Source organism: Paraburkholderia acidipaludis NBRC 101816 (assembly GCF_000684975.1).
Lineage (GTDB): Bacteria > Pseudomonadota > Gammaproteobacteria > Burkholderiales > Burkholderiaceae > Paraburkholderia > Paraburkholderia acidipaludis.
In genome coordinates, this window is sequence record NZ_BAXZ01000015.1 from 68372 (window position 1) to 84944 (window position 16573).

General features: G+C 66.1%; 11 protein-coding genes. 3 read left to right on the forward strand and 8 right to left on the reverse strand.

All coding sequences use genetic code 11. The features are described from left to right. Positions 1 to 156: 156 nt before the first annotated feature. A complete protein-coding gene (locus tag BAC01S_RS17220) occupies positions 157 to 1278 on the reverse strand; it encodes a porin (protein WP_027795897.1) in 1122 nt (373 codons plus the stop codon). Between the two features lie 499 nt (positions 1279 to 1777). Between BAC01S_RS17220 and BAC01S_RS17225 the strand changes: the two genes are divergently transcribed. Continuing rightward, positions 1778 to 2722, forward strand: coding sequence for a LysR family transcriptional regulator (locus BAC01S_RS17225; RefSeq protein WP_027795898.1), 945 nt, complete (start codon positions 1778 to 1780; stop codon positions 2720 to 2722). 171 nt (positions 2723 to 2893) lie between these two features. On the opposite strand, the gene BAC01S_RS17230 is transcribed toward BAC01S_RS17225, so the two are convergent. The 6 genes from BAC01S_RS17230 to BAC01S_RS17255 form a co-directional block, all read right to left on the reverse strand. Beyond that, positions 2894 to 6637 (reverse strand): ATP-binding protein, encoded by a 3744-nt coding sequence (locus BAC01S_RS17230; RefSeq protein ID WP_052408768.1) that lies wholly within the window; start codon positions 6635 to 6637, stop codon positions 2894 to 2896. Positions 6638 to 6651: 14 nt separating this feature from the next. Next, positions 6652 to 7383 carry an aquaporin gene (locus tag BAC01S_RS17235; RefSeq protein WP_043202584.1) on the reverse strand — a complete coding sequence of 244 codons (732 nt, stop codon included), beginning with the start codon at positions 7381 to 7383 and terminating at the stop codon, positions 6652 to 6654. Positions 7384 to 7582: 199 nt separating this feature from the next. Beyond that, the gene (locus tag BAC01S_RS17240) at positions 7583 to 8554 is read right to left on the reverse strand and encodes a threo-3-hydroxy-L-aspartate ammonia-lyase (protein WP_027795901.1); all 972 of its coding nucleotides are present in this window, start codon (positions 8552 to 8554) and stop codon (positions 7583 to 7585) included. Further along, positions 8551 to 9213: a helix-turn-helix transcriptional regulator gene (locus BAC01S_RS17245; protein WP_043202586.1), complete on the reverse strand. Its 663-nt coding sequence runs from the start codon at positions 9211 to 9213 to the stop codon at positions 8551 to 8553. The genes BAC01S_RS17240 and BAC01S_RS17245 overlap by 4 nt, the downstream gene beginning before the upstream one ends. A 209-nt stretch (positions 9214 to 9422) precedes the next feature. After that, positions 9423 to 9956, reverse strand: coding sequence for a single-stranded DNA-binding protein (locus BAC01S_RS17250; protein WP_027795903.1), 534 nt, complete (start codon positions 9954 to 9956; stop codon positions 9423 to 9425). A gap of 106 nt (positions 9957 to 10062) precedes the next feature. Next, entirely contained in the window at positions 10063 to 11220 is a 1158-nt protein-coding gene (locus BAC01S_RS17255) for an MFS transporter (RefSeq protein WP_027795904.1), read from the reverse strand. Between the two features lie 250 nt (positions 11221 to 11470). On the opposite strand from BAC01S_RS17255, the gene uvrA reads away from it, so the two are divergent. After that, a complete protein-coding gene (gene uvrA, locus BAC01S_RS17260; protein WP_027795905.1) occupies positions 11471 to 14374 on the forward strand; it encodes an excinuclease ABC subunit UvrA in 2904 nt (967 codons plus the stop codon). Positions 14375 to 14513: 139 nt separating this feature from the next. After that, positions 14514 to 15599 carry an AI-2E family transporter gene (locus tag BAC01S_RS17265; protein WP_027795906.1) on the forward strand — a complete coding sequence of 362 codons (1086 nt, stop codon included), beginning with the start codon at positions 14514 to 14516 and terminating at the stop codon, positions 15597 to 15599. Positions 15600 to 15683: 84 nt separating this feature from the next. On the opposite strand, the gene purU is transcribed toward BAC01S_RS17265, so the two are convergent. Beyond that, complete coding sequence (gene purU / locus BAC01S_RS17270; RefSeq protein WP_027795907.1) at positions 15684 to 16553, reverse strand: formyltetrahydrofolate deformylase; 870 nt, start codon at positions 16551 to 16553, stop codon at positions 15684 to 15686. Positions 16554 to 16573: the final 20 nt, after the last annotated feature.

Here is a 16573-nt window from a genome sequence, read left to right on the forward strand (position 1 = left end):
TACGTCGCGTCGACCATCCGAAGCGGCGCCCCCACATGCTAGAGCAAATTTTGCGATAGCGTCGGCTGTCTCCTCGCCAGGGACAAACGTGCGGAGCGAAAAAAAGAGCGCCGCAAGCGGCGCTCTTCCATGCTACGACGTGCTGCCCGGATCGCTTTAGAAGCGATGGCGGATACCCGTGGTAACGATGCCCTGGTTCTTGCTCGACGAGAAGTTGTTGTCGCTCTGGTAGCCAACCTGCGTGATGCCCGCGGCGTTCTGGCCGGCGCCCCACATGCCGACGCCTTCGAGATAGACGTCGGTACGCTTCGAGAGCGCGTAGTCCGCCTGCAGCGCGAACTGGTGCCAGTGCGCCGAATTGCTGCCGTTCGCATCGAGCATCGAGCCGTTTGCGTTCGTGTACGTATACATCGCGCCGATGCCGAGGGCCGGCGTCAGGTTGTAGTGGAAGTTGCCTTCGATGTTGTTGAAGCGCACCGAGCCGCTGACAGCGCCGTCGAGACGCGACTGCGTGAACACGACGCCACCGATCATCGGACCGTAGGCATAGCTTGCGCCGAGGCCCCAGTTGCGTTGACGTTCGTCCGCGCCCATGGATGCGCCGAACGTGCTGACGAGGGGCGAGCCCTGCACCGAGCCGCCGGCGTTGCCGTCCACGCCGTTGATCTGCGTGTAGGCCACACCGAGGTGCAGGCCGGCGTACTGGTAGCTCATACCGGCGCTGTACGCGCGGTTGCTCGCAAAACCGCCGGCCTGGTTCGAGAACGAATAGAGACCGCCGAACTGGAAGCCGGAAAGATTCGGGCTCGCGTACTTGATCGAGTTGTTGAGCGAGAACGTGCCGTTGAGGTCGTCGTTGTCGATCAGGTGCGCCGTGTAGGTGCCGCCCCAGCTGCCGACGGCCGTCATCGGACCGACGTAGTCGATCATCGAGTCGAACTGGCGACCGAGCGTGACCGTGCCGGAGTCTTTCTGCGTCAGGCCGACGAACGACTGGCGATTGAACAGGCCGCCGTTCTGCTGGCCGTTCATGACGTCGAAGCCGCTTTCGAGCGTGAAGACCGCGGCCAGGCCGCCGCCCAGATCCTCGGCGCCGCGCAGGCCCCAGCGGCTTGCATCGAGGTTGCCGCTCGTTCCCGCGAAATTGTTATGGCCGTTGACGTTGGTCGTGTAGGTGATGCCGGCATCGACGATACCGTACAGCGTCACGCTGCTTTGTGCGTACGACGCCGATGCGAATGCTGCGGCTGCGGCCGCGAAAACCAGTTTCTTCTTCATATGCTTCCTTTGATGCTGAGCCCTTGGGTAAAACCGGATGTCGGCCCCGGCACTCGCGCCGGCCTTGCCTCGTCCTTGCCGCGCCAGGACGGCGCCGCTTTGATTTGCATCCCGAAGTTTAGGCGGCAGCCTCCTCCGCGAGGCGCTACGCGTGGGGGCAAAAGCATTTTTGAATAAGTCGAATGCCCGCTGACAAAGCCGGTACTCGCTTGACACACAACGCTCCTGGACTATCTCGCTTTTTTGTCCATCGCGCGGCATGCCGCCCTATCCCGTTAAAGCGTTGTCTCAAGCCAACACGAAAATTTCGAAATAAGCCATCGATTCGGACGAGTCCCATTCCTTGGCCACGTCGCCTATCGGTACTATCTGGCACGAATCGCGCGAGCGTCTTGCGCAATCCGTCGTGTGCAATCTCTTTACCCCTTCGCCTCTTGACGCGCCGCCTGGCGCCGCGCGCATCAGAGCTTTCCATCCGATGTCGATCCGACCCAAGTCGATGAATCAACTCCAGGCGATGCGCGTGTTCCTGAGCGTCGCCGAACACGGCTCCTTTGGCCGGGCCGCCGCCGGCCTCCATCTCTCGAACGCGGTGGTCACGCGCTACGTCGCGCTGCTGGAAGCCCATCTGGACACGCGCCTCGTCAATCGCAACACGCGCAGCGTCTCGCTGACGGAAGCAGGCGTCGCGTATGCAGAGGCTTGCAGGCAAGTGCTCGACGACCTGGAGCGCATCGAAGCGCAAATCGCGCACGGCGTATCCGTACCGTCCGGCACCTTGCGCCTCGTGGCGCATGCATCGTTTTCGCTGAACCGCCTCACGCCGCTCTTGCAGCGCTTTCTCGAAACCCATCCGAAAGTGCGCGTGAGCCTCACGCTGTTGCACCGGCCCGTCGATCTGATCGAGGAGGGATTCGACGCCGGCATCGTCGTCCCGCGCCAGGTGAGCGGCGGCACGCTGATCCGGCGTCCGCTCGTGACGATCGCGCCGATCGCGGTCGCCGCGCCCGCCTATCTCGCGCGACGCGGCGTACCGCGCAGTCCGGCCGAGCTCGCGCAGCACACGCTGCTGGCGCCTTCCGCGGACATCCACGGCAACGATTGGCAGTTCGAAACGCCGGAGGGCAACTGCGAAGTGGTCCAGGTCGAGCCTGCCTACACGGTCAACGACGCGGTCATGCAGCGTCATGCCGCGCTGGCGGGCATGGGCATCGCCATACTTTCCTCGGATCAGGTGGAAGCCGACCTCGCGAGCGGCGCCGTGGTGCGCGTTTTTGCCGGCTACGAAATTCGCGATGCCGACAAGGAACTCTCGCTCGTCTACCCCGGCCGCCGTCATGTCCCGGCCAAGACACGCTCGTTCGTCGACTTCACCGTCGACTGGTTCCGTGGCCAGCGAGCCTCAGTCACGCCCGCGAACCGAGATTCCCGACATTTCTCGTAACAATCAATTGACCGTTTTTGCCTCGATCTTTTTCGGGATAGTGATTAGGCTTGGATTGCGAGAAGTGACTCTTCACCGAAGGGTCTCCAACTTTGAACGCGGCTTCGGCCGCGTTTTTTTTGGCCCTTCGCATCGCTCGTCGCCACCGGCTTCCCTCCGCAAACCGGCCGGTCAGGCCAGCAAGGCCGCCTGCTTCCCGATGTCGTCCAGCATGGCGTGGCCGGTGCGGACCAGCGCGAGCCCCTCCTCGCGCAGTTGCGCCGGCGTGTGGATATCCATGTGGCGGCGATAAGTCTCAAGGAGCGCGAGCAGCGCCGGATAGTGAAGCACCCCCACCGCGCCGGCCAGGCGATGATGCCATTCGCGCATGCGCGCAATGTCAACTCGTTCGAGCAGCGGCGGCAACGCGTCCAGATCGTCGCGCACCGCCGAAACGAACGATCCCAGCAACGCCTTGACGGTCGCCTCGCTGCCCCACACCTGAATCATGCGCGCCAGATCGAGCGGACCGGAATGGCGCGCGGCGGCCGGCGCAACGGCCGCCGGGTTGGCGCGCGGCGCGGCCACGACGCTTTCGCCTCGCGGGCGATGAGCCCCTCCGGCGCCGAACCAGCGTGCAAGGTGTTCGCGCAGCGTCGCCACACGCGTCGGCTTGACGAGGCAGTCGTCCATGCCCGCGGCGTGGCACAGCTGGAGGCTTTCCGGCCCCGTGCTCGCCGTAATGGCGAGAATCGGCAGACGCGGGTCGCCGTTCCGCTCGCGCTCGATCTCCCGTACGCGCCGCGCCAGATCGTAGCCAGACAGGTTCGGCATATGGCAATCGGTAATCAGGCAGCCATAGCGGTTCTCCTCCATCGCCGCGAGCGCCTCGGCACCATCGTTGACCACGTCGCAGGCAAAGCCGAGCAGCGCCAGTTGACGGCGGATCAGTTCCTGATTCACGGGATGATCCTCCGCAACGAGTATCAGTCGGCCCGCCGCATGCTCCCTTTCGCGTTCGGGCGCGACGTGCGCCGCCTCGGCGCCGCTCGCGGAACACGCAGCTGCGGCCGGCAGTCCCGCCAGCGCCATCGCACAGGCGGCGCTCAGCCCGCGCCACGAAAGCGGATTCATGCTCAAGCGCACGCCGTTCTCCGCGATGCGGTAGCCGGTCGGCTTCGGCTTGTCGGTCAGGCTGATGACGGGCGCCCCGAGCCTCGACAAGCCGGATACGTACGAGTCGGAGGCAAGAATCAGATCGATTCGTTCTGCGAATGATGCCTGGCGTCGTGCCGCGAATTCGCCAAGCACGTCGCCGGGTATGCACGTCATCCGCATGCCAAGCGACGTGCCGAAATGAGTCAGCGCGGCGGCCACGCGCGCGTCGTCGCACAGGACCAGCGCGCGCTTGCCGACCAACCCGTCCGCGTGCGCCGACCGTGCCTCGATCGGCAACTCGATCCGCAGCGTGAGCGCCGTCCCGCGCCCAAGCTCGCTTTCCAGCTCGAGCGTGCCGCCCATCAGCGCCGCCAGCCGGCGGCAGATGGTCAAGCCGAGCCCCGTGCCGCCGAAGCGGCGCGTCGTCGACGACTCAGCCTGCACGAACGGCTCGAACAATTGCACCTGGGCATCCTGAGCAATGCCGATACCCGTATCGGCAACCGTGATCACCAGACGCTGGCGCGCCGGTGAAGAACACGCCGCGCCGACGGGCTGCAGGGCCGATACGCTCACGCTCACCTCGCCCGCCGGCGTGAACTTGATCGCATTGCTCAGCAGGTTGAAAAGGATCTGGCGCAGCCTCACGCTGTCGCCGCGCAGCCTCGCGGCCACCTCGGAGCCGATATCCACGAACATCTTCAAGCCCTTCTCGTGCGCACGCTGCGCCAGCAGGCCGACCGCGTTGTCGACGAGCGCGCGCACCTCGAACGGCTCGCTGACGATGGCGAGCCGCCCCGCCTGGATCTTCGAATAATCGAGCAGATCGTCGAGTATCTGCAGCAGCGCCCCTGCCGATTCATGCACCATGTCGACCATCCGCGTCTGGTCGGCGTTGAGGGGCGTGCGCTCGAGCACCTCCACGAGGCCGAGCACGCCGTTCATCGGCGTGCGGATCTCGTGGCTCATCATCGCAAGGAAATCGTCCTTCGCGCGCGAGGCCGCTTCGGCAAGATCGCGTGCGCGCGCAATGGTCTGCTCGGCGCGACTGCGGCGGCGCATCTCGCGCTGAAGCAGAACGTAGGCGCGCAGCGTGACCAGCAGCACGACCCCGAATGCGATCACGAACGGCAACAGACGCAGCGCGTTCACGCTCCAGCGCTGGGTGTGGCCCGCGGCGCCCGTCGTCCAGCGGTTGCGGATCTGCTGGCGCTCGTCGGGCGGCATCGCCGCGAGCGCGCGGTCGATGAGCGCCGCGAGCGGTGCCAGGTCGCGGCACACGGCGAAGCCCACGGCGTCGTCGACGGCTATCGTGCCCAGCACCTTGAGCGATCCGGCGTACTGACGGCTGAGCGGCAGGTCGAGCGCCGCCGCATTGCCGATGGCCACGTCCGCCTGGTCGTGAGCCACCATCCAGAGCGCGGCTTCGACACTCGCCGCGCGCACGGTGCTCACGGCGGGTGGATCGGCGGCAAGCTGGGCAGCGCCGGGGGTGTGCGGCGCGAGCACGATGCGCCGCCCCGAGAAATCGCCGATGCCGCGCGCCATCGGCTCGTCGCGACGGCCCACGAGCACGAGCGGATAGCGTTCCAGCGGTTGCGTCAGCACCGCGTTTGCGCCAACGACTTCGTCATGCAAGGAGGTGGCGAGCAGCGCGAGCTCGCCGCGCCGAAACGGCTCGGCCGCGCGCGCCCAGCCGGAAACCGGCACACGCTCGAACACCACGCCGAGCGTACTGCCAAGGTAGTCGAGGTAGTCATTCGCAATGCCTTCCGGGCGCTGCGCGCCGCCAATGAGGCTGAACGGCGACCAGTCGGCGTCGACGCCGACTTTCAACGACGGCAGCGCCTGCAGCCATGCGCGCTCGGCACTGCTGAGCGTGAACGCGGGCGCTACGGGCACCAGCCCGACCGTGCCGTCGAGCCAGCGCGCGCGTATGCCGCTCGCGGCTGCGGGGCGCACACCGGCCAGCGCCATGTTCAGCCGGTCGCGCAGGACGCGCTTCGAAGCCGGGACGGCGAAGCGCAGATCACGCAAGCGCAGGCGCTCCGTGCAGGCGATGCGCAGCATCCGGAAAGCGTCGAGCGAAAGGCGGTAGCGCACGACCGGGGCGAAGCCGGCATAGACATCCGCCGCCCCCGTGGCGACGGCCCGCAGCGCCTCGTCCGTACTGGCATAGGCACGAATGTCGGCAAGCCGGAAACGTTCACGCAGGATGGGCTCGAGCGCGTACCCTCGCTCGACCGCAAGACGCGCGTGACCGAGCCGCCGCGCCGCCGTGACAACGCCCTCGTTGCCCGCGCGCGTGACGAAGACGGTCGAGCCGCTCAGATACGGCGCGGTGAACGCAAGACAGCGTTCTCGCAGCGGCGAACGCGCAAGGCTCATGATCACGTCGACCTCGCCGGCGCAGGCTCCGTCGAGCAACGCAGGCATGTCGCGATAGACGCGCGGCTCGAGTTCCACCGGAGCGCCGATGGCAAGACGCAGATAGTCGGCGCTGAAGCCGCTGAGCGCGCCGCCGTCGAGCACGTCGAGCACGTCGAGCGGCGGCCAGCCGCCGGCAACAACGCCGACAATCAGCTTCGGGGGAAATGGCGGCGTCCCGCCCGCCATGGAGGCCGTGGCCAACGCGCTCGCCGCGCCGGCTGGAGCGCTCGCCCGCGCAGAACCCGGCACGAGCACCGCGGCAAGCATCAGTGCAATGAGGATTACGAATGAACGACGCCAGTACGCCGCCGCCAAGGCGTAACCGGACACGCGCGAGAGCGCTTTCATCCGTGCGGTATCGGTCAGGCTTCTGCGTCGCCGGATAGCCGCGCCGCCGCGCGCCGCATCCGCGCGTAACGATGGCACAGGCCCGCGCCGATCGCTCCCGTCATCGGCGCGGCCCAGAAGAGCCAGAGCTGGTCGAGCGCCCAGTCGCCGACAAACAGCGCCGGGCCGCTCGAGCGCGCCGGATTGATACCGCCATTGCTGACGGGAATGCAGATGAGGTAGACCACCGTGAGCGCGATGCCCAACGCCACGGGCGCCGACCTGCGCCGCTCGGGCGAAGCCGACATGAGCAGGTGCATCGAGACGAACATGAACGTCAAGGCGCACTCCACCACGAGCACGGCGCCGAACGCGTAGTCGCAGGGCGAATGCTCGTCGTAGCCGTTGGCGCCGAATTCCGAAACGGAGAGCGCAAACCCAGGCCGGCCGCTGACGATCCATGCGAGCAGAGCGGCGCCGGCAATCGCACCGGTTGTCTGCGCCGCGATGTAGGGCGCCAGGTCGCGCACGGGAAAGCGCCGCGCGACGGTGTAGCCGACAGTGACAGCGGGGTTGAAATGGGCGCCGGCCGCATGGCCTACGGCGAAACTGGCCGCCGCGAGCGCGAGCCCGAATGAGGCCGCCATCTCGAATATGCTCCAGCCCTGAGCCGGGATACTGGCATTGAGCGCCGCGCTGGAGCAACCCGCGAATACGAGCCACGCCGTCCCTGCGCCTTCCACTGCCAACCGCATACCGAGCTTCATCGTTCCGTCTCCGCGCCATGCGCCGCCCCGGCCGGCAGAAATCGCGCTGCTCGCGTGACGACGTACGACAATTCGCTTACTGAATCTGGAATTATCGTGAGCGCCTGCCCATCGTCAGATAGGACAAGTCTTAAAAGGCAGGAGAATAGACAGGATGCGCGGTACGGTAACGTCCGACGGACTTGTCGGTGATCCCGCCTTATGCCGGTGCGCCGACCAGTTCCGCAAAGCGCAGCAGATCGACGTTGCCGCCCGACACGACGATCCCCACGCGCTTGCCGCGCACATCCAGCTTCTGCGAAAGCACCGCCGCCGCCGCGAGACAGCCCGTCGGCTCGACGACGATCTTCATACGGCTCGCGAAGAACTTCATCGTCTCGACGAGTTCGGCGTCGCTCACCGTGACGATCTCGGGCACGCGCTCGCGGATCACGGCAAAGGTGTACTGACCGAGATGCTGCGTCTGCGCGCCATCCGCGAGCGTCTTCGGCGTGTCGATATGGACGATCGAGCCGGTCTGCAGGCTGCGCTGGCCGTCGTTGCCGGCTTCGGGCTCCACGCCGATCACCGTGCACATGGGCGCGAGCGCGTGCGCCGCCGTCGCGCAGCCCGACAGCAGCCCGCCGCCGCCGAGCGGCACGAACAGCATGTCGAGCGCGCCCGCCTCTTCGAAGAGTTCCTTCGCGGCCGTGCCCTGGCCGGCCATCACGTGCGGATGGTCATACGGCGGAATCAGCGTGAGGCCGCGCTCCGCCGCGAGCCGCTTGCCAAGCGCCTCGCGGTCTTCGGTATAGCGGTCGTAGAAGATGACTTCGCCGCCGTAGCCGCGCGTCGCCTCGACCTTGATGGCGGGAGCATCGTTCGGCATCACGATCACGGCCTTCACGCCGAGCAGCTTCGCCGACAGCGCGATCGCCTGCGCGTGGTTGCCCGACGAGAACGTGATGACGCCGCCCGCCTTCTGCTCGGGCGTGAACTGCGCGATGGCGTTGTAGGCGCCGCGAAACTTGAACGCGCCCATGCGCTGGAAGCTCTCGCACTTGAAGAAGAGCTCGGCCCCCACGCGCTCGTTGGCCGTGCGCGAGGTCAGCACCGGCGTGCGGTGCGCAATGCCGCGAATGCGCTCGTGCGCGGCGGCGACGTCTTCGAAGGAAATCGGCAAGGAGCTCATGATCGGTCTTCCGTGGGCAGGTAGGTGTAGACGGTCGAACGGGCGACGCCCAGTGTACGCGCCACGTCGGCAAGAGCGTGGCGCAGGTTGAGAAGGCCGCTTTCGGCCAGTTCGCGCACGGCTTCGCGGCGCTGCGCCAGCGTCATGCCGATGGGCGTGGTGTTGCGCGCCGCGGCGAAGCGCTCGAGCGCCGCGCGCACGTCGTCGCTCGTGCGCGAACCGAGCGTTTCGGGCACGGGCGCGGCGGCGTCGGTGCGCATCAATTGCCCGAGGCCCGCCGTCACCGCGCCGAGCAGGGACACGTCCATGTTCAGGCAAAGCGCGGCGACATACTCGCCAGCGCTGTTCTTCAGGCCGATCGAGGTGCTCTTGACCGGGCGGCCATCGGGAAAGGCGTTCGGATAATTGGGCACGACCTCGGGAAAGCCGGGGTCGGTGATGCGCGCGAGCCCCATCTCGGTGGCGGCCTCCCCGACCTGACGGCCCGAGAGATTGTTCGCGATCGCCACGACCGAATGCTCCGGCTTCGTGAGGTCGTGCAGCACGACCTCGACGAGCGGCGCGAGCGTCTGGCCAAGCGCCTCGACGATCTTGCGGCCCTCACGCAGGAGGAGCTCGTTTTCGCTCGCATGCGGAGCTGCGGGTTTCGATTTCGTCATGAATGACATTTTGACGGTTTGCGACAAAATGTCAATTTTGAGGCGATGTGCGCCGTGGAAGAGGTACGCGGAAGACGCGCTTCTGGCGGCTTAATGAAAGCAAAAGCCCCGGATTCTGCATCGCGCAGGCGTACCTGCAGCGTGAAATCCGGGGCCAGGGGGGTGTTGCCGAAAGGCCTGATTGTTCGACCAGGCCTGGCTGTTTTTCCTCAGAACGGAATATCGTCGTCCATTTCGTCGAAGCCGCCGCCAGCCGGCGCGCTCGGACGGCTGCTACCGCCACCACCGCCGCTCGGACGCGAAGCGCCGCCGCCCGAAGCACGGCCGCCGCCGCGCGACTGCTCGGCCGGCTGACGGCTGTAGCCGCCGTCGTCGCCCATGTCGCCGCCGCCCATCGAGGCGCCGCCGCTGCGGCCGCCCAGCATCTGCATCTGGTCCGCGACGATTTCGGTCGAGTAACGGTCCGTGCCGTCCTGCGCCTGCCACTTGCGCGTGCGGATGCGGCCCTCGATGTACACCGACGAGCCCTTCTTGAGGTACTCCGAGACGATCTCGGCGAGGCGCCCGAAGAACGACACGCGGTGCCACTCGGTCATTTCCTTGAACTCGCCCGAGGCCTTGTCCTTATACCGGTCGGTCGTAGCGAGGCGGATGTTCGCCACGGCATCGCCGCTCGGCAGATAGCGCACTTCCGGGTCGGCGCCGAGATTGCCGACGAGAATGACCTTGTTCACGGATGCCATGAATTTCTCCTGTTGATTCCGTTGCGAGGAGCGGCCGCGCGGCGCGCGTGCGGGCAACCGCCATCGCCGCGCGCAGACCGCCTCCGCAAAAACTGTTCGACCGATCTCAGGCGCGTTTGACCGGCGCCTTCATATTGGCCGCGATTATAAGCCAGCACAACACGAGCCCAGAGCACGTGTAGAACACGGCGCTCGCCCCGTCGTGCTTGAGCAGCCAGCCGCCCACCACGCCGCCGAGCGCAAGCCCGATGGACTGCGTCGTGTTGTACACGCCCGTGGCCGCGCCCTTGCGCGCACCCGGCGCAAGCTTCGAGACGAGCGACGGCTGCGACGCTTCCAGAATATTGAACCCGAGGAAGTAGACGAACAGCACGGCTGCCACAACCGTAATGGTATGCGTCAGCGAGCCGAGCAACAGCTGGCCGATCAGGATAAGCCCAATGGCCGAGAGCAGCACGGCCTTCATCTTGCCCCGCTTTTCGGCCGCAATGATGGCCGGAACCATCAGCACGAACGAGAGACCCATCACCGGCAGATAGATCTTCCAGTGCGAGGCCACCGGCAGCCCCGCGTCCACCAGCAGGCGCGGCACGACGAGAAAGAGCGCTGTCTGCGTGGCATGCAGCACGAGCACGCCGAAGTTCAGGCGCAGCAGCTCCACGTTGTGCAGCACCTCGGCGAACGGCGCGCGCACGTGCACGGGCTTCGGCGCATTGGGCACCACCCACAGCACCACGCCCACCGCCAGGATCGAGAACACGCCGACGAGCGCGAAGAGCCCGCTCATGCCCACCCATTGATACACGATCGGCGCGCCCACGATCGCCACGGCGAACGACATGCCGATCGAGCCGCCCACCATCGCCATGGCCTTGGTGCGGTGCTCCTCGGCCGTGAGGTCGGCGATGAACGCGAGGACGGCGGAGGAAATCGCGCCCATGCCCTGGATCACCCGGCCGACGATGATCCACGTGATGTCGTGCGCGCCGGCCGCCACGAAGCTGCCGATGGCGAAGATCAAGAGGCCGGCGGCGATCACGGGCTTGCGGCCCATTTTGTCGGAGAGCCAGCCGTAGAAGATATAGAGGAGCGACTGCGTGACGCCGTATGCCCCGAGCGCGATGCCGACGAGCAGCACGTTCTCGCCGCCGGGGATCGTTTTCGCGTAGACCGAAAACACCGGCATGATCATGAAGAGGCCCAGCATGCGCAGCGCGAAGATCGAGGCGAGCGACAGGGTTGCACGCCGCTCGGGCGCGCTCATGCGGGTAGAGGTGGCAGACGGATTGGACATCGGGGAACGTGTTCTGATTGGACCGCCGCTGCCCGTGCGTGCTGGTGCGGCGCCGCCGCATTGCGCAGCGCGCTCACGGCCGCGCGACGCTCCCGAAGCCTCCGCTCTCGCGCCTTCCGTTGTTGCTTCGAAGGCCCTCGAAGACCGTCAGCAAGCCGTAACGGCGGTCTGGAAAAGTCGTTATAGTAGCAGGTTTAGCCCCCCTTTCTCCCGCAGGTTCATGGAACAAATCCGTATCCGTGGGGCCCGAACCCACAACCTGAAGAACGTCAATCTGGACCTGCCGCGCCACAAGCTCGTGGTGATCACCGGGCTTTCGGGCTCGGGCAAGTCGTCGCTGGCGTTCGACACCCTTTATGCGGAAGGCCAGCGGCGCTACGTGGAGAGCCTCTCGGCCTACGCCCGCCAGTTCCTGCAGCTGATGGAAAAGCCCGACGTCGACCTGATCGAGGGTCTGTCGCCGGCCATTTCCATCGAGCAGAAAGCGACCTCGCACAATCCGCGCTCCACGGTCGGCACGGTCACGGAAATCCACGACTACCTGCGTCTGCTCTATGCGCGCGTGGGCACGCCCTACTGCCCCGATCACGAGATTCCGCTGGAGGCGCAAAGCGTCTCGCAGATGGTGGACGCCGCGCTCGCGCTGCCCGAGGAAACCCGGCTCATGATCCTCGCGCCCGTGGTCGTGGACCGCAAGGGCGAGCACGCCGAGCTCTTCGACGACATGCAGGCCCAGGGCTTCGTGCGCTTTCGCGTGCGCTCGGGCGGCGGCACGGCCAACGAAGGCGAGGCGAAGATTTACGAGGTGGAGTCGCTGCCGAAGCTCAAGAAGAGCGAGCGCCACACGATCGACGTGGTGGTGGACCGGCTGAAGGTGCGGCCCGACATGAAGCAGCGCCTCGCCGAATCGTTCGAGACGGCGCTGCGCCTCGCCGAAGGCCGCGCGATCGCGCTCGAAATGGATACGGGCAAGGAGCACCTGTTCAGCTCGAAGTTCGCGTGCCCGATCTGCTCGTACTCGATTCCCGAGCTGGAACCGCGCCTCTTCTCGTTCAACAACCCGATGGGCGCCTGCCCCGAGTGCGACGGCCTCGGCCAGATCACGTTCTTCGACCCGAAGCGCGTGGTGGCACACCCGTCGCTCTCGCTCGCGGCGGGCGCCGTGAAGGGCTGGGACCGGCGCAACCAGTTCTATTTCCAGATGCTGCAGAGCCTTGCGGCGTTCTACGACTTCGACATCGACACCGCGTTCGAGGACCTGCCCGAGAAGGTGCGCAAGATCCTGCTCTACGGCTCGGGCAAGCAGGAAATCCCGTTCTCGTACATCAACGAGCGCGGGCGCACCTCGGTGCGCGAGCATGTGTTCGAAGGGATCATCCCGAACCTTGAACGCCGCTATCGCGAAACCGACTCGGTAGCCGTGCGCGAAGAGCTCGCGAAGTACCAGAACAACCAGCCCTGCCCGCATTGCGAGGGCACGCGCCTGCGCCGCGAAGCGCGTTTCGTCCGTATTGGTTCAAATGCGGGCTCGAATGATGACGCGCGCGCCATCTACGAAGTGAGCGGCTGGCCGCTGCGCGACGCGCTCGGCTACTTCCAGACGCTGCGGCTCGAAGGCGCGAAGCGCGAGATCGCCGACAAGGTCGTCAAGGAGATCGTCGCGCGCCTCATGTTCCTCAACAACGTGGGCCTCGACTATCTGTCGCTCGAGCGCAGCGCCGAAACGCTCTCGGGCGGCGAGGCGCAGCGCATCCGCCTCGCCTCGCAGATCGGCTCGGGCCTCACCGGTGTGATGTACGTGCTCGACGAACCGTCGATCGGCCTGCACCAGCGCGACAACGACCGCCTCATCGCCACGCTCAAGCATCTGCGCGACCTCGGCAACTCGGTGATCGTGGTCGAGCACGACGAGGACATGATCCGCATGGCCGACTACGTCGTCGACATGGGACCGGGCGCGGGCGAGCACGGCGGCATGGTGATTGCGCAGGGCACGCCGGGAGAGGTGGAGCACGACCCGGCTTCGATGACGGGCCAGTACCTGAGCGGCGCGCGCCGCATCGAGTACCCCGACGAGCGCAAGGAAGCCGACGAGCGGCGTCTGCGCATCGTGGAGGCCTACGGCAACAACCTCAAGCGCGTGACGCTCGACCTGCCGGTGGGCCTGCTCACCTGCGTGACGGGCGTTTCGGGCTCGGGCAAGTCCACGCTGATCAACGACACGCTCTACCACGCCGTCTCGCAGCACCTGTACGGTTCGTCGGCGGAACCCGCGCCGTTCGAGGCGATCGAGGGCATGGAGCACTTCGACAAAGTGATCAACGTCGACCAGTCGCCGATCGGCCGCACGCCGCGCTCGAATCCGGCCACCTACACGGGCCTCTTCACGCCGATCCGCGAGCTGTTCGCGGGCGTGCCGGCAGCCAAGGAGCGCGGCTACGACCCGGGCCGCTTCTCGTTCAACGTGAAGGGCGGCCGCTGCGAGAGCTGCCAGGGCGACGGCGTGCTGAAGGTGGAGATGCACTTCCTGCCCGATGTCTACGTGCCCTGCGACGTCTGCCACGGCAAGCGCTACAACCGCGAGACGCTGGAGGTCCAATACAAGGGCAGGAACATCAGCGAGGTGCTCGACATGACGGTCGAGGCCGCCTACGAGTTCTTCAAGGCGGTGCCGGTGGTGGCGCGCAAGCTCAAGACGCTGCTGGACGTGGGCCTCGGCTACATCCGGCTCGGCCAGTCGGCCACCACGCTCTCGGGCGGCGAGGCGCAGCGCGTGAAGCTCTCGCTGGAACTTTCGAAGCGCGACACCGGCCGCACGCTGTATATACTCGACGAGCCGACCACGGGCCTGCACTTCCACGACATCGCCCTGCTGCTGGAGGTGATCCACCGGCTCCGCGACCAGGGCAACACGGTGGTGATCATCGAGCATAATCTCGATGTCATCAAAACCGCCGACTGGGTCGTGGACATGGGCCCCGAGGGCGGCGCGGGCGGCGGCCAGATCGTCGCCCAGGGCACGCCCGAGCAGGTGGCGAAGTCGAAGGCGAGCTTCACGGGCCGCTACCTGGCGCCGCTGCTCAAGCGCGAGGCGAGTGCGGCAACGGCGTCGGTCGGCCGGTAGCACAACAACGGGGTCGCCCGGGGGAAACGCGCGCAAAAGCGCGCGCGGGCAGCAAGAACGAAGCAGTGGATCGACAGGGAGGCCGCGCGGCAGGGAAATCGCGCGCTTCCCGTGGGTCTGAAAACGGGTACACGGAATTATGGTCAAGCGCAACGAAGCCACCGACGACAAGCCGGTGCGCGACCTCAGGCCGCGTCCGGTCAGGCTGACGAGCGACATGAGCCTGCCGAAGCTCTCGGCCGTCGAGATCGGCAGCTACGTCGCGGCCATCGTCGGCATGTGGGCGGTACTGCAACTGAACCTGCTCGGCGCACTGCTCGCGGGGGCGCTCGTGTTCCAGCTCGTCCATACGATCTCGCCGCTCATCGAGCGGCGCATGTCGAGCCACCGGGCGCGCTGGGCGGCGGTGGTGCTGCTCTCGATCGTGATCGTGGGCGTGCTCACGGGTCTCATCGTCGGCGTCATCGAGCACTTCGAGGACGACGTGCCGAGCGTGCAGAAGGTGATGGGCCAGATGATGGCCTTCGTCGACCAGGCGCGCGGCCGCATACCCGAGGCCGTGGCCGCCTATCTGCCCGTGGACGTCGACCAGATGAAGCTCAAGGCGTTCACGCTCATGCACGAGCATGCCAACCAGATCCAGCAGGGTGGCAAGAACGCGGCGCGCATCTTCGGGCGGATCGTGATCGGCATGATCATCGGGGCCATCATCGCCGTCGGCGCACAGAAGAACGCGCAGCGCCTGCCGCTCTCCACCGCGTTCGTCACACGCGTCGCGCGCTTCTCCGACGCGTTTCGCCGCATCGTCTTCGCACAGGTGAAGATTTCGGCCATCAACACGGTGTTTACCGGCCTTTTCCTGCTGCTCGCGCTGCCCATCTTCCACGCGCCGCTGCCGCTCGCGAAGATGCTGGTCGTGGTGACCTTCGTGGTGGGTCTTTTGCCCGTGATCGGCAACCTGATCTCGAACACGCTGATCGTTGCCATCGCGTTGACCGTGAGCCTGCCCGCCGCCGTCACTGCGCTCGTGTTCCTGATCGTGATTCACAAGCTCGAGTACTTCCTGAACGCGCGCATCGTCGGCGGACAGATCGAGGCGCGCACGTGGGAGCTGCTCGTTGCGATGCTCGTGATGGAAGCCGCGTTCGGCATTCAAGGCGTGATCGCCGCGCCTATCTTCTACGCGTATATCAAGCGCGAACTGATTTACCTGCGCCTCGTTTGAAGGCGCACGCAACAAAAAACCGGCTTCCTTGCGGATAGCCGGTTTTTTCACGCCGGTTTTTACGCCTGTACGCGCCGCGCAAGCCTAACGGAACACCACCGTCTTGTGGCCATTGAGCACGATGCGATGCTCCGTATGCCACTTCACCGCGCGCGCGAGCGTCACGCACTCCACGTCGCGGCCGATCGCCGTAAGCTGGTCCGGCGTCATGCTGTGATCCACGCGCTCCACTTCCTGCTCGATGATCGGGCCTTCGTCCAGATGGCTCGTCACGTAGTGCGCCGTCGCGCCAATCAGCTTCACGCCGCGGTCGAATGCCTGGTAATACGGCTTCGCGCCCTTGAAGCTCGGCAGGAACGAATGATGGATGTTGATCGCGCGGCCTGCCAGTGCGTCACAGAGCTGCGGCGAGAGAATCTGCATGTAGCGCGCGAGCACCACGAGGTCGGCGCGCTCGTTCTCCACCACTTCCAGCACACGCGCTTCCTGCGCGGCCTTGCCTTCGTCCGTGGCGTTCAGCAGCGGGAAATGATGGAACGGAACGTTGTAGCTCGCCGCGAGTTGATAGAAGTCCTTGTGATTCGAGATGATCGCCGGAATCTCGATCGGCAGCTGTCCCGTGCGGTAGCGGAACAGCAGATCGTTCAGACAGTGGCCGATCTTCGAAACCATGATGACGACGCGCGGCTTCACGTTCGCGTCGTGCAGTTCCCAGCGCATGCCGAACTCCTGCGCGAGCGGCGCGAAGGTTTCGCGCAGGCCGTCGAGGCCGGGATCGCCGCCCACCTGCTGGAAGTGGACGCGCATGAAGAACTCGCCCGTGTGGCTGTCGCCGAACTGCGCCGAGTCGAGAATGTTGCTGCCGCGCTCGAACAGGAAGCCCGAGACGGCGTGAACGATGCCGGGCCGGTCGGCGCACGACAGTTTCAGAATAAAGCTGTGATCGGTCGACATGACCCTGGTAACTCCCATCA

Coding starts and splice junctions, on each gene's coding strand:
- BAC01S_RS17220 (WP_027795897.1), bottom strand. CDS start 1,278: ATGAAGAAGAAACTGGTTTTCGCGGCCGCAGCCGCAGCATTCGCATCG.
- BAC01S_RS17225 (WP_027795898.1), top strand. CDS start 1,778: ATGAATCAACTCCAGGCGATGCGCGTGTTCCTGAGCGTCGCCGAACAC.
- BAC01S_RS17230 (WP_052408768.1), bottom strand. CDS start 6,637: ATGAAAGCGCTCTCGCGCGTGTCCGGTTACGCCTTGGCGGCGGCGTAC.
- BAC01S_RS17235 (WP_043202584.1), bottom strand. CDS start 7,383: ATGAAGCTCGGTATGCGGTTGGCAGTGGAAGGCGCAGGGACGGCGTGG.
- BAC01S_RS17240 (WP_027795901.1), bottom strand. CDS start 8,554: ATGAGCTCCTTGCCGATTTCCTTCGAAGACGTCGCCGCCGCGCACGAG.
- BAC01S_RS17245 (WP_043202586.1), bottom strand. CDS start 9,213: ATGACGAAATCGAAACCCGCAGCTCCGCATGCGAGCGAAAACGAGCTC.
- BAC01S_RS17250 (WP_027795903.1), bottom strand. CDS start 9,956: ATGGCATCCGTGAACAAGGTCATTCTCGTCGGCAATCTCGGCGCCGAC.
- BAC01S_RS17255 (WP_027795904.1), bottom strand. CDS start 11,220: ATGAGCGCGCCCGAGCGGCGTGCAACCCTGTCGCTCGCCTCGATCTTC.
- uvrA (WP_027795905.1), top strand. CDS start 11,471: ATGGAACAAATCCGTATCCGTGGGGCCCGAACCCACAACCTGAAGAAC.
- BAC01S_RS17265 (WP_027795906.1), top strand. CDS start 14,514: ATGGTCAAGCGCAACGAAGCCACCGACGACAAGCCGGTGCGCGACCTC.
- purU (WP_027795907.1), bottom strand. CDS start 16,553: ATGTCGACCGATCACAGCTTTATTCTGAAACTGTCGTGCGCCGACCGG.